The organism is Leucobacter luti (assembly GCF_050310065.1).
Classification (GTDB): domain Bacteria; phylum Actinomycetota; class Actinomycetes; order Actinomycetales; family Microbacteriaceae; genus Leucobacter; species Leucobacter luti_B.
Window position 1 is genome coordinate 1,519,006 of sequence record NZ_CP190007.1, and the last position, 12,356, is coordinate 1,531,361.

At 71.6% G+C, this 12,356-nt stretch carries 11 protein-coding genes; 9 read left to right on the forward strand and 2 right to left on the reverse strand.

From position 1 onward, the window contains the following. The first annotated feature begins 55 nt into the window (after positions 1-55). On the forward strand, positions 56-697 hold the full coding sequence (locus ACOPJ3_RS06980) for a TetR/AcrR family transcriptional regulator (RefSeq protein WP_427871111.1): 642 nt from the start codon (positions 56-58) through the stop codon (positions 695-697). An 82-nt stretch (positions 698-779) separates the two neighbouring features. On the opposite strand, the gene ACOPJ3_RS06985 is transcribed toward ACOPJ3_RS06980, so the two are convergent. Continuing rightward, positions 780-1,412 (reverse strand): class I SAM-dependent methyltransferase, encoded by a 633-nt coding sequence (locus ACOPJ3_RS06985; RefSeq protein WP_427871112.1) that lies wholly within the window; start codon positions 1,410-1,412, stop codon positions 780-782. Between the two features lie 96 nt (positions 1,413-1,508). On the opposite strand from ACOPJ3_RS06985, the gene hflX reads away from it, so the two are divergent. The 4 genes from hflX (at position 1,509) to ACOPJ3_RS07005 (ending at position 7,766) form a co-directional block, all read left to right on the forward strand. Continuing rightward, positions 1,509-3,119, forward strand: a complete 1,611-nt coding sequence (gene hflX / locus ACOPJ3_RS06990) for a GTPase HflX (protein WP_427871113.1) — start codon at positions 1,509-1,511, stop codon at positions 3,117-3,119. A 149-nt stretch (positions 3,120-3,268) separates the two neighbouring features. Beyond that, the gene (gene metE, locus ACOPJ3_RS06995) at positions 3,269-5,608 is read left to right on the forward strand and encodes a 5-methyltetrahydropteroyltriglutamate--homocysteine S-methyltransferase (protein ID WP_427871114.1); all 2,340 of its coding nucleotides are present in this window, start codon (positions 3,269-3,271) and stop codon (positions 5,606-5,608) included. After that, a complete protein-coding gene (locus ACOPJ3_RS07000; RefSeq protein WP_427871115.1) occupies positions 5,605-6,861 on the forward strand; it encodes a hypothetical protein in 1,257 nt (418 codons plus the stop codon). The genes metE and ACOPJ3_RS07000 overlap by 4 nt, the downstream gene beginning before the upstream one ends. After that, positions 6,858-7,766 (forward strand): methylenetetrahydrofolate reductase, encoded by a 909-nt coding sequence (locus ACOPJ3_RS07005; protein WP_427871116.1) that lies wholly within the window; start codon positions 6,858-6,860, stop codon positions 7,764-7,766. The genes ACOPJ3_RS07000 and ACOPJ3_RS07005 overlap by 4 nt, the downstream gene beginning before the upstream one ends. A gap of 61 nt (positions 7,767-7,827) precedes the next feature. Here the strand turns inward: ACOPJ3_RS07005 and lexA are convergent, their stop codons facing one another. Next, the gene (gene lexA / locus ACOPJ3_RS07010) at positions 7,828-8,484 is read right to left on the reverse strand and encodes a transcriptional repressor LexA (protein ID WP_427871117.1); all 657 of its coding nucleotides are present in this window, start codon (positions 8,482-8,484) and stop codon (positions 7,828-7,830) included. A 252-nt stretch (positions 8,485-8,736) separates the two neighbouring features. On the opposite strand from lexA, the gene ACOPJ3_RS07015 reads away from it, so the two are divergent. The 4 genes from ACOPJ3_RS07015 to ACOPJ3_RS07030 all read left to right on the forward strand — a co-directional run bounded on the left by ACOPJ3_RS07015 (position 8,737) and on the right by ACOPJ3_RS07030 (position 12,356). After that, positions 8,737-9,144, forward strand: a complete 408-nt coding sequence (locus tag ACOPJ3_RS07015) for a hypothetical protein (protein WP_427871118.1) — start codon at positions 8,737-8,739, stop codon at positions 9,142-9,144. Between the two features lie 461 nt (positions 9,145-9,605). Beyond that, positions 9,606-10,691, forward strand: a complete 1,086-nt coding sequence (locus ACOPJ3_RS07020; protein ID WP_427871119.1) for a histidinol-phosphate transaminase — start codon at positions 9,606-9,608, stop codon at positions 10,689-10,691. Between the two features lie 9 nt (positions 10,692-10,700). Further along, positions 10,701-11,498: a DsbA family protein gene (locus ACOPJ3_RS07025; RefSeq protein ID WP_427871120.1), complete on the forward strand. Its 798-nt coding sequence runs from the start codon at positions 10,701-10,703 to the stop codon at positions 11,496-11,498. Between the two features lie 6 nt (positions 11,499-11,504). Then, positions 11,505-12,356 (forward strand): cytochrome c biogenesis CcdA family protein, encoded by an 852-nt coding sequence (locus ACOPJ3_RS07030; protein ID WP_427871121.1) that lies wholly within the window; start codon positions 11,505-11,507, stop codon positions 12,354-12,356.

Sequence of the window (12,356 nt, forward strand, 5' to 3'; positions counted from 1 at the left end):
TGTCACGCCCCGTGCGCGGAGGATGCGCGCCGGAGAACCACTGTGAGGTGCAAGTATGACGACGACCGCCGAGACGGGGGCGCTGAACTCGGCTCAGGCCGCGAGCGACCAGGTCATCGAGGAGCGGCGCGCGACGATCCTCGCCGCGGCATCGCGGTGTATCGCGCTGCAGGGCTACGACAGCGTGCGGCTGCGCGACGTGAGCAGGCGAGCGGGAGTGTCGGTCGGGCTGATCCAGCACTATTTCGACACCCGCGATGAGCTGCTCGCCCAGGCGATCAGGCACATGAGCGAGGAACTTCTTGAGGAGTTCTCGAGGCCGCCGGGTGTGCCGCTGACCGCGTGGCAACGGATCGAGGACCTCGTCGACCGGCTGTGTTCGGTGCCGGATTTGCAGGAGCACAGCTTTCTCTGGGTGGCCTTTGGGGCGGCGGTTGCCGGGCATCCCGAACTCAGGCCGCACCTCGTGCGGGTGTACGAGTCGTGGGACCGCTACGTGCGCGGCGCGATCGAGGCCGGGGTTGCCGCCGGGGAGTTCGACCCCGTCGGGGGGATCGACGACACGGTGGTGGCCTGCCTCGCGTTCTTCGACGGCTACGAGTACGACATGGGGGCGGGGCTCATCCCCGCGGACGTCGAGGCACTGAGGGCCCGGGCGCTCCTACTCTTCCGGTCGCTCCTGCGCCCCACCCCCTGACCCACCTTGCCGGTTCTGCGCTCCATGTGCGCTTTATCGGCGATAACAGGTGCAGGCAGCGCAGAACCGGCAAGGTGGGGGGTCAGGCCTGGGCGCGGATGACGTGGAAGCCCTTCGACCTCGCCGCGCGGTCCACCACGAGCGCGGGGAACTCCTGCGCGATCCAGCGCTGCAGCGAGTCGGCGCCGAGATGCTTCGCGACGACGAGGTGGGCGACGCCGCCCGGCGCGAGCCGCGGCAGCCACTGGCGCAGGATCCCGTGCAGTGCCTCCTTACCGACGCGGATCGGGGGATTCGAGCGGATCTCCGTGAACTCGAGCGCCGCAGGCACGTCCTCAGGCGCCGCGACCCTGACCGTGCCAAGGCCGAGGCGCTCGGCGTTCATCCGCGTGAGCTCGCGCGAGCGCTCGTTCACGTCGACCGCCCAGACCTCGCGATCGGGCGTCTCGAGCGCTGCGGCGAGCGCGATCGGCCCCCAGCCGCAGCCGATGTCGAGGAGCGGGCCGGCGGCCCGAGCGGCCCCGTCGCCCGCTGCTCCCACCGCATCCGCCGCGGGCAGCGCGCGCAGCAGCACCTCGGTGCCGCGGTCGAGGTGCTCCGGGCTGAAGACGCCGCCCGAGGTCACGACCCTGTGGACGCCGCCGGCGAGCTCGACCTCGATCTCGCGCGGGGTGAAGTCGCCCGCGGGGGACTCCGAGAAGTAGTGCTGGTTCACCCCTCAAGTATTCCAGGCCGCGGCGCACGGCGGCCCACTGCGCCGTGAGTGAACACCCTGTTCGCGCGCGCGGCCGCGCCGTAGACTGAAGGCCACATGACGAAACGCCTCATTGAAGATGCAGCCGCGGTCGATCCCGAGCGGGACGAGAGCGCGGCAGAGCCCCACGCAGCGGCCGATCAGCCGGCCGATCCAGACACCCCGCAGCGGAGCGTCCCGAAGGACCCGCTTGATCGGGTGCTTTCTCGCGCCGCGCAGCGCGGATCCGCGACGGTCATCCGCGACCTCTCGGGCGCGCAGGCGCTCGGCGACGAGGCGCACGACGCCATTGCAGAGGATCTCGACGGGATCCGCCTCGAGCGCGAGGAGCGCGCGTCGCTCAAGCGTGTCGCGGGCCTCTCCACGGAGCTCGAGGACATCACCGAGGTCGAGTACCGCCAGCTCAGGCTCGAGAACGCGGTGCTCATCGGCGTGTACTCGCAGGGCTCGCTCGACGACGCCGAGAACTCGCTGCGCGAGCTTGCCGCGCTCGCCGAGACCGCGGGCGCCGCGGTGCTCGACGGCCTGCTGCAGCGCAGGCCGCATCCGGATCCCGCGACCTACCTCGGCAAGGGCAAGGCGCAGGAGCTCGCCGAGCTCGTCGCGGCCGTCGGCGCCGACACGGTCGTCGCGGACACGGAGCTGTCGCCGAGCCAGCGGCGCGCCCTGGAGGACGTCGTCAAGGTCAAGGTGATCGACCGCACCGCGGTGATCCTCGACATCTTCAGCCAGCACGCGAAGAGCCGCGAGGGCAAGGCCCAGGTCGAGCTCGCACAGCTCGAATACCTGCTCCCGCGCCTGCGCGGCTGGGGCGAGTCGATGTCTCGGCAGGCCGGCGGCCAGGTCGGATCCGGCGGCGCGGGCATGGGATCCCGCGGCCCCGGTGAGACGAAGATCGAGCTCGACCGGCGCCGGATCCACACCCGCATGGCGAAGCTGCGCAAGCAGATTCAGCAGATGGCGCCCGCGCGCGCCGCGAAGCGCGCGAACCGCAAGCGCGGCGAGGTGCCGTCGGTCGCGATCGCGGGGTACACGAACGCGGGCAAGTCGAGCCTGCTCAACCGGCTCACGGGCACGCAGGAGCTCGTGCAGAACCAGCTCTTCGCGACCCTCGATACGGCCGTGCGCCACTCGGAGACCGAGGACGGGCGGAGCTTCACCTACGCCGACACGGTCGGCTTCGTGCGCAACCTCCCGCACCAGCTCGTCGAGGCGTTCCGCTCCACGTTCGAAGAGGTCGGCGAGGCCGACGTGATCCTGCACGTCGTCGACGGGTCGCACCCGGATCCCGCGTCGCAGCTGCGCACGGTGCGCGAGGTCATCGCCGAGGTCGAGGCGCAGGCGATCCCTGAGCTCGTGGTATTCAACAAGGCCGACCTGCTCGACGACTCCCAGCGCATGGTGCTGCACGGGCTCGCGCCCGACGCCGTGTTCGCCTCCGCCCGCACGGGCGAGGGCATCGAGGAGCTGAAGCGCCGGATCGACGCCGCGCTCCCGGTTCCGGATCGGGAGGTCACAGTCGTGATCCCCTACGACCGGGGGGAGCTCGTCGCCGAGATGCACGAGCGCAACCGCGTGCTCGAGACGGAGTACGTCGAGGACGGCACGAGGGTGCGCGCGTTCGTGACGCAGGAGATGCTCGCGAAGCTCGCGCCGTTCCTCGGCTGAGCTCGCGTTTCGACGCAGTGACCGCGCGAGGTCACACTGCGAAACATGCGGGCGGAGAGGCTGCCGCTCCGATTAGCGTGTGAGGTGCCCGGGGATCCGGGCGCCCGGATGTCCGGGCGAGAACCGAGCACCGAATCGAAGAGGAACTCATGCCCGCATCATCTCTGCCGACCGCAACGATCCTCGGCTACCCGCGCATCGGCCGCCGCCGCGAGCTGAAGCGCGCCGTCGAGTCCTACTGGCGCGGCAACTCCGACGAGGCGCAGCTGCGTGAGACCGCGAAGGAGCTCCGCGCCGCGACCCGCGCCCGCCTCGTCGAGCTCGGCCTGCCCGCGGCAGGCGGCGCCGTGCCGGAGAGCTTCAGCTTCTACGACCAGGTGCTCGACGCCACGCTCGCGCTCGGCGCGATCCCGCACCGCTTCGCCGACATCGCGGGCACCGACCTCGTGAAGTACTTTGCGCTCGCCCGCGGCGACCGCGATCACCAGCCGCTCGAGATGACGAAGTGGTTCGACACGAACTACCACTACAGCGTGCCCGAGATCGACGAGCGGACCCCGCTCGCCGCGAACCCGGCCGCCCTCGTCGAGAGCCTCGGAGAGGCCGCTGAGCAGGGGATCGAGACGCGTCCCGTGCTCGTCGGCCCCGTCACTTACCTGCTGCTCGCCAAGGCCTCCGACGAGGCGGGCGAGGGCTTCCGCCCGATCGACCGCCTCGACGAGGTCGTCGCGGTGTACGGCGAGCTGCTCCGCGCGCTCGCGGCCGCCGGCGCCGGCTGGGTGCAGCTCGACGAGCCCGCGCTCGTCTCCGACTCGCTCTCGGTGCCGCGCGAGGAGATCCTCGCTCTCGTGGAGCGCGCTTACGCCGAGCTCGGCGGCATCGCCGCGGGCGAGCGGCCCCGGATCCTGCTCACGGCGCCCTACGGCGACTCGTCTCGAGCGCTCGTGCGCCTCGGCGCGCTGCCGGTCGAGGCGGTGCAGGCCGACCTCGTGCGCGGCTCGCTGCCCGAGGACGCGCTCGCATCGGGCGAGCTCGCGCGCGCCTTCGAGGGCACGCAGCTCGTTGCCGGCGTCGTCGACGGCCGCAACATCTGGCGCACCGATCTGCGCGCCGCGTTCGCGGTCGCCGAGCGCATCACAGAGGCTGGGATCGCGACCGTGATCGGCACCTCCAACAACCTGCAGCACGTGCCGCACGACGTCGCCGACGAGGAGAAGCTCGACGCGCGCCTGAAGTCGTGGCTCGCCTTCGCCGACCAGAAGGTCGAGCAGGCCGTCGTGCTCGCGCGCGGGCTCGACGAGGGCGCCGCGGCGATCGAGGCGGAGCTGGCCGCGACCGAGGCAGCGCTCGCGGATCGCGCCGCGGCACCCGGCGTGCGCATCGACGCGGTGCGTGACCGCGCCGGCGCCGTCACCGACGCCGACCGCAGCCGCGCCGAGGAGGGCGACCGCCGCGACGCGCAGCGCGACCTCGGGATCCCGCAGCTCGCGACGACCACGATCGGGTCCTTCCCGCAGACCCCCGAGATCCGCAAGGCGCGTGCCGCCTTCGTGCGCGGCGAGATCGACGCGACCGACTACGACGGATTCCTCCGCGAGGAGATCGCGCGCGTCATCCGTCTCCAGGAGGAGATCGGGCTCGACGTCCTCGTGCACGGCGAGGCCGAGCGCAACGACATGGTGCAGTACTTCGCCGAGCTCCTCGACGGTTTTGCCGTGACCGAGCACGGCTGGGTGCAGTCCTACGGCACGCGCGCGACCCGCCCCTCGATCCTGTGGGGCGACGTCTCGCGGCCCGCGCCCATGACGGTCGCCTGGTCCTCCTACGCGCAGTCGCTCACGGATCGCCCGGTCAAGGGCATGCTGACGGGCCCCGTCACGATCCTCGCCTGGTCCTTCGTGCGCGACGACCAGCCGCTCGCCGACACCGCGTCGCAGGTCGCCCTCGCGCTCCGCGACGAGATCGATGACCTGGTCGAGGCCGGGATCAAGATCGTCCAGGTCGACGAGCCCGCGCTGCGCGAGCTGCTCCCGCTCGACCGCGAGCGCCAGGCCGGCTACCTCGACTGGTCGGTCGGCGCGTTCCGCCTCGCGACCTCGGGCGCTGCGCCGGAGGTCCAGATCCACACGCACCTGTGCTACTCGGAGTTCGGCGAGATCATCGATGCCGTCGACGGCCTCGACGCCGACGTCACGAGCATCGAGGCGGCGCGCAGCCGCATGGACGTCGTCGAGCCGCTCGGCGAGCACGGCTACTCGCGCGGGATCGGCCCCGGCGTCTACGACATCCACTCGCCCCGCGTCCCGAGCGTCGACGAGCAGACGGAGCTGATCCGGATCGCCTCGGCGCGGATCCCGGGCGAGCAGCTCTGGGTGAACCCGGACTGCGGCCTCAAGACTCGCGGCTACGAGGAGACCGTCGCGAGCCTGAAGAACCTGGTCACGGCCGCCCGCGCGGTGCGCGGGGCGGACGCCGAGGCGCGGGTGTGACGAAGCCCGCAGCGGGATCGGGCGGGGGCGCGGCCCCCGCCTGGATCCCGGATCGACTTCCCACGGAGCCCGTGGGCTCCCTGCCGCGCCCGGCGCGGCTGCAGCGCGCGGTGCTCGACGCCGAGATCGGGCAGGTCAGCGCGGCTGAACTCCGCGAGGAGCAGGAGCTCGCGGTGCGCGACACCCTCGAGCGACTCGAGGCGACGGGCTCGCCCATCATCAGCGACGGCGAGCAGCGCCGGCAGAGCTTCGCGAGCTACCCGCTCGGCACGGACGACATCGAGGAGGGGCCCGTCTTCGCGGTGTTCGCCGACGGGCACCACCGGGTGATCCCGAGCCTCGCACGCGCGCCCTTCGCGTTCCGCGCGTGGGCGGCAGACGACGTCGCGGCGGCGCGCAGGCTCACGGAGCTGCCGCTCAAGCAGGCGGTCATCTCTCCGTCGATGCTCTCGCTCATGGTGCCCGAGCAGGGGCTTCCCGGCTACTCGCGCGAGGAGTTCATCGAGGACGTCGTCGCGGGCTGCGCCGCCGACATCGAGCGCTCCTTCGACGCCGGGGCATCCCGCGTCACGATCGACTTCACGGAGGGGCGGCTCGCGCTCCGCCGCGATCTGCGCGCGCCGTGGGCGGGGCCCGAGGCGCTCGGCGGCTTCATCGAGCTCATCAACCGGGTGCTGGATCGCGTCTCGCCCGAGCGCCGCGCGGCCATCGGCGTGCACACCTGCCCCGGCAACGACAACGACTCGGCGCACAGCGCCGACATCGACTACGCGGGGCTGATCCCGGAGCTCTTCCAGATCGAGGCCGGCTACTTCCTCGTGCAGGCCGCGAGCGAGAAGGAGCCGGACCGGGTGGCCCGGCTCGTCGGCGCCCAGCTGCGCGCGCTCGCGGGCGCCGGCCGCGCGCCGCGGGTGCTCCTCGGCGTGACGAACCCGTGGAGCCCGCGGCTCGAAACCGCGGAGGGCGTGCGGGATCAGCTCGTGCGCGCCGCGCGCTTCATCCCTGCCGAGCAGCTCGGCTCGACCGACGACTGCGGATTCTCGCCCTACCTTGTCGATGAGAAGCCGAAGCACGGCTCGCCCGACTTCGCCCGCGACGTCGCCTTCGCAAAGATCGCGGCGCGCGTGCGGGGGAGCGAGCTCGCGGAGGGCGTACTCGGGGTGGGATCCGGGGCTGCTGGCGCGGTTGGTGCTGCCGGCGCGGTTGGCGCCGCTGGCGCCGCTGCCGTCTCGGTTGGCGGTGATGCACAGTGACCCCGCTCCTCCTCTCCGGATCCGCGCCGACCCGCGCCCGATTCTCCTTCGAGGTGTTCCCGGCGCGCAGCGGCGCGGCGGCCCTCGCGCTCGGCCACGCCGTGCAGCACCTCTCGGCCGCCGGGCCCGACTTCATCTCGGTGACCTACGGCGCGAACGGCTCGAACCGCGACGCCTCCCTCGACCTGCTCCGCTACCTGCGCGAGCACACCGAGGCGCTGCCGCTCGCGCACCTCACGACCGTTGGCGAGGATCGCGACGAGGTGCTGCGCACGATCCACGCCGCGATGGACGCTGGCGTGCACGACTTCCTCGCGCTCCGCGGCGACCCGCCGCGAGGCTCCTCGGAGGACAACCCCGCCGTCGTCGGATCGCTCTCCTCACGGGAGCTCGTCGAGCTGATCGCGGAGGCGCGCGCCGAGCGGCCGCCGCTCACGAGCGTGGGCCGCACCGCGGTCGCCGCCTACCCGAACGGGCACCCGCTCACGCGATCCCGCGCCGAGGACATCGACTGGCTCATCGCGAAGCAGGAGGCCGGCGCGCAGTTCGCGGTGACGCAGCTGTTCTTCCGTGCCGAGGAGTACCTGTCGTTCGTCGCGGACGCGGAAGCGGCCGGGCTCAGGATCCCCGTGCTGCCCGGGCTCATGCCCGTGTCGACGAGCGCGCAGCTGCGGAAGGTCGCGTCGCTTGCCGGTCGGCCGGCGCCTGCGGCGCTCGAGCGCGCGCTCGAGGAGTCGGGCGGATACGCGCCCGAGCTGGGGGTCGAGCACACGGTGGCGCTCGCGCGGGAGCTGCTCGAGGGTGGAGCGCCGTCGATCCACCTGTACACCTTCAACCGTCACGAGCAGGTGCTCGCGGTGCTGCGGGAGCTCGAGCTCCTCACCCCCGACCCGGTGGAGGCGTAGCGCGCCGCCCCGCCGCGCTACCGGCAAGGCGGCGGGTCGGGCTTGGGGCCGGGGCGCCGGGTTAGACCGAGCGGAAGACCGCGACGACGCGGCCGAGCACCTCGGCGTGATCGCCCAGGATCGGCTCGAAGGCGCTGTTCCGGGGAAGGAGCCACGTGTGGCCGTCGCGGCGGCGGAACACCTTGACCGTCGCCTCGCCGTCGAGCATCGCCGCGACGATGTCGCCGTTCTCGGCCTCGCGCTGCTGGCGCACGACCACGAAGTCGCCGTCGCAGATCGCCGCGTCGATCATCGAGTCGCCCACGACCTTGAGCATGAAGAGCTGCCCGTCGCCGACGAGCTGGCGGGGGAGCGGGACGATCTCCTCGACCTGCTGATCAGCCGTGATCGGAACGCCGGCCGCGATCTGGCCGACGAGCGGCACGTACGCCGCCTCCTCGACCTGCTGGCTGGGCGCCGCGGCGACCGCGTCGCTCGTGCTCGCGAGCTCGATCAGGATCTCGAGGGCGCGCGGGCGGTTCGGGTCGCGGCGAATATAGCCGCCGAGCTCGAGCCGGCTGAGCTGGTGGGTGACGCTCGAGAGCGACGAGAGGCCAACCGCGTCCCCGATCTCTCGCATGCTCGGCGGATAGCCGCGGCTCTCGACGGAGCGCGCGATGCACTCGAGGATCGCCTGCTGCTTCTCAGTCAGGGGCTTCGGTGCTGCGCCGCTCATCATGGTCCTTTCCAACCCTGTGCGATGGATCTGGAGCTCGGGATCCGTGAATGTCAGTGGTCCCTGATTCCATGATCCCGTTGTCGAAACCCTAGTCCGTACGTTCGAATGCGGGCAAACACGTGTTCGAGTGTCGCGGAAAATTTCCGGGATACATCTTCGAATTGAGGGTTGCGGTTTCGATTACTCGAAGATATATTCGAAACAGATGTTCGGTCGGTTCTTCCGCCGGCGTCGCGGAGAAAGGAAGCCATCATGAGCGTTCAGGCGATTCAGACGAACGAGGCCCTTGCCGTGGTCGCACCCGAGGCGCGCCTCCGTCTCACGAAGCGTGGTCGCGCCGTCTTCGGCACTCTCTCGACGGTCCTGGTGGCTGGCCTGCTGGCGGCCGTGGCGGCCTTCGCCGCTCCGCAGGCGCTCGCGAGCGATTCCCAGGGCGGGCAGGAGTTCCAGTACGTCGTGGCGCAGCAGGGCTCCTCGCTCTGGTCGCTCGCGACCGAGCTCGATCCGCAGGCCGATCCCCGCGATCTGGTGGCCGAGATCGTGCAGCTGAACCAGCTCGAGGGCTCCGGTGTTGATGCCGGCCAGCCGCTCGCGGTGCCGCTGCGCTACTCGAACAACCCGATGACCGCTTCGGCGGACGAGCTCGGTCTCAATTCCTAGCCTGCACGACCTCGCGAGGTTGTGCGCGCGGTCTTGAGGGAGTCTGCCTCGCGTCCCTGGCGCGGGTGCTCTTCCGGCTGCTCGGCTGCCCACGACGGTGGGCACCGCGCGCGGCGCTCGGCGTCCATCCCAACCCGCCGCGCTTAGCGAGAGGTCTGCACTCGACTTCGCGTGGTCCTGTTGAGCGCAGATCTCGTGGTGGGTGCACGCGGGTGGTGTGTACCGGTCTCGCTCTGAGCCTGGGCGCAGTGTCAACTCGCAGCGCTCAGCGGGAAATCTGCATTCAACTTCACGTTTTTCGGCAGACAGGCGAGCTGAGTGCAGAACTCTAGGTGGGTGCAGCTTCGTGTCGACGGGTCTCTCGAACACGAAACGTTCCCAGGCAGTGCGCCTGGGAGCGGGGCCCGGGGCCCGCTTGCAACACGGGCGGGCCTCGCGAGCCTCGAAGATAGGATGGTCTGGTGACCAGCCTCAGTGATCTTCCCCTCCGCGCGAACCTCGTGGGCAAGGCGCCGTATGGCGCTCCGCAGGATCCGGTGCCCGTGAGTCTCAACGTCAACGAGAACACGCATCCGATCCCGGAGGACGTGGTCGAAGACATCGTGTCGACGCTCGCTGAGGCCGTGCGCGGCGTCAATCGCTACCCGGATCGGGAGTTCACCGTGCTCCGCGAGGCGCTCGCTGGATACCTGGGGCACGGGCTCACCCCCGAGCAGCTCTGGGCGGCGAACGGTTCGAACGAGGTGCTGCAGCAGATCCTGCAGGCGTTCGGCGGGCCGGGGCGTTCGCTCCTCAGCTTCACCCCGACGTACTCGATGTACCCGCTCCTCGCCTCGGGCACCGACACCGAGTGGATCCCGGTCGAGCGCCCGGCCGACTTCGCGCTCACGCCCGAGGGCGTCGCCGCCGCCATCGCGGAGCACCAGCCCGACATCGTGATCCTGTGCGGCCCGAACAACCCGACGGGCACCCCGCTGCGCCGCGACGTGATCCTCGCGGCCTACGACGCGTTCGACGGCATCCTCATCGTGGACGAGGCGTACCACGAGTTCGACGCCGACACCGAGACGGCCGTCACGCTCCTCCCCGGCAGGCACCGCCTGCTCGTCTCCCGCACCATGAGCAAGGCGTTCGCCTTCGCGGGCGTGCGCCTCGGCTACCTCGCAGCAGACCCCGCAGTGATCGACGCGCTGCGCCTCGTCCGCCTCCCGTACCACCTGTCGGCGCTCACGCAGGCCGCAGCGGTCGCCGCGGTGCGCCACGCGGACGCCATGCTCGCGACCGTCGCCGACATCCGTGCGCAGCGCGACCGCCTCGGCGCGGCCCTCGCCGAGCTCGGCTACGTCGTCCACGAGTCCGGATCGAACTTCCTGCTCGTCGGCGGCTTCGCAGACCCGGAGGGCACCTTCGAGGCGCTCCGCGCCCGCGGGATCCTGATCCGGAACCTGAGCATCCCTGGCCACCTGCGCATCACGGCGGGCACCGAGGCGGAGACGACTGCCGTGATCGAGGCCATCGCGGAGTTGAGTGTCAGCGGCTCCCGCTAGCCTGGAAGCATGGTGAACATCCCCGAAGCCATGCCCCGCCACGAGCTCGAGCGCAAGCTGCGCCGCTCGCGGACCGTCAACATCGTGCTGGGCGCCGTCGCGGTGCTCGGCCTCGTGTTTGGCGGTGTGCAGTGGAACGAGGCGGAGCAGGCACGAGCCGGCGGCGAAACCGGCGCAGGTGCCGGATCCGCCCAGGCAGCGGCGAACGGTGCCTCCGATGGTGGCCAGGCGAACAACGCCGCCCCCGCGCTCGAGCGCCGCGACCCCGCCGACCCCATGGCGATCGGCGACGTCGACGCGCCGGTCGTGCTGAACGAGTGGGTCGACCTGCGCTGCCCCTTCTGCGCCGTGTTCTCACGCGACACAATGCCGGTGCTGATCGAGGAGTACGTCGAGACCGGCAAGGTGCGCGTCGAGTTCCACGACGTCGCGTTCTTCGGCGAGGAGTCGGCGCGCGCCGCCGCCGCCGCGCGGGCGGCCGGCGAGCAGGGCAAGTACGTCGAGTTCGTGTCCGCCGTCTACGAGGCCGCGCCCGAGAGCGGCCACCCCGAGCTCCCCGTCGAGCAGCTCGTGCAGCTCGCGAAGCAGGCCGGCGTGAAGGATCTCGAGCGCTTCCGCGCCGGCATCGACGACCCCGCCCACCGCGCCGCCGTCGACGAGAGCACGGCGATGGCGCAGCAGCTCGGCGTGTCCGGCGTTCCGTTCTTCGTCGCCGATGGCAAGGGAGTGAGCGGCGCGCAGTCGGTCGACGCGTTCCGGTCTTTCCTCGACCAGGCGCTCGATGAGGCCGGGGCGAAAGGGAAGTAGCCGAGCGTGGAGCTGACTCTCGCGGGCGCGTTCCTCGGTGGCGTGCTCACGCTGCTGAGCCCGTGCTCCGTCATGCTGCTCCCCGCCTTCTTCGCCTACGCGTTCTCGAGCCCCTCGCAGCTGCTCGCGCGCACCGCCGTCTTCTTCGGCGGGCTCGCCACCGCACTCGTGCCGCTCGGCCTCCTCGCGGGCACGCTCGGCGCCTGGGTCAACCAGCACCGCTTCGCACTCGTCACGGCCGCATCCGTCCTCGTGATCCTGCTCGGGATCGCACTGCTGCTCGGGATCCGGATCCCGGGCCTCGCCGCGGCCAGCAGCGGCTCGGGCCCCGCAGACGGCTCGGGCGACGGCGCGTCGGCCGCCGCCGTATTCGCGCTCGGTACCGTCTACGGCCTCGCCGGCGTGTGCGCCGGGCCCCTGCTCGGCGCCGCGCTCGCCTTCGCCGCGTTCGGCGGCAACCCGCTCTTCGGCGGCCTTGTGCTCCTCGTCTTCGCCGCGGGAATGACCCTACCGCTCCTCGTCCTCGCGCTCCTCTGGGACCGGGCGCCGGCGATCCGCAGGCTCGTGCGCCCGCGCGAGATCCGGATCGGGCGCTGGCGCAACACCTGGACGAGCGTCGTCGGCGGGGCGCTCACGATCGGGATCGGGATCCTGCTCCTCGTCACGCAGGGCACGACGGCGCTCGGCAGCGTGCTCGGGGCGACCGATCAGGCGCGCCTCGAATCGGCGGTGCTCGCGTGGTCGAGCGCGATCCCGAACTGGGTGGCGCTCGTGGTCGGCGTCGCGCTCGCGGCGGTCTGGCTGATCGTGGCGAGGCGCCGCCGCGGGGCCAGGATCTCCGCCACCGAACCCGGCTAG

Coding starts and splice junctions, on each gene's coding strand:
- lexA (WP_427871117.1), bottom strand. CDS start 8,484: ATGATGAGCGGCGCAGCACCGAAGCCCCTGACTGAGAAGCAGCAGGCG.
- ACOPJ3_RS07015 (WP_427871118.1), top strand. CDS start 8,737: ATGAGCGTTCAGGCGATTCAGACGAACGAGGCCCTTGCCGTGGTCGCA.
- ACOPJ3_RS06980 (WP_427871111.1), top strand. CDS start 56: ATGACGACGACCGCCGAGACGGGGGCGCTGAACTCGGCTCAGGCCGCG.
- metE (WP_427871114.1), top strand. CDS start 3,269: ATGCCCGCATCATCTCTGCCGACCGCAACGATCCTCGGCTACCCGCGC.
- ACOPJ3_RS07025 (WP_427871120.1), top strand. CDS start 10,701: ATGGTGAACATCCCCGAAGCCATGCCCCGCCACGAGCTCGAGCGCAAG.
- hflX (WP_427871113.1), top strand. CDS start 1,509: ATGACGAAACGCCTCATTGAAGATGCAGCCGCGGTCGATCCCGAGCGG.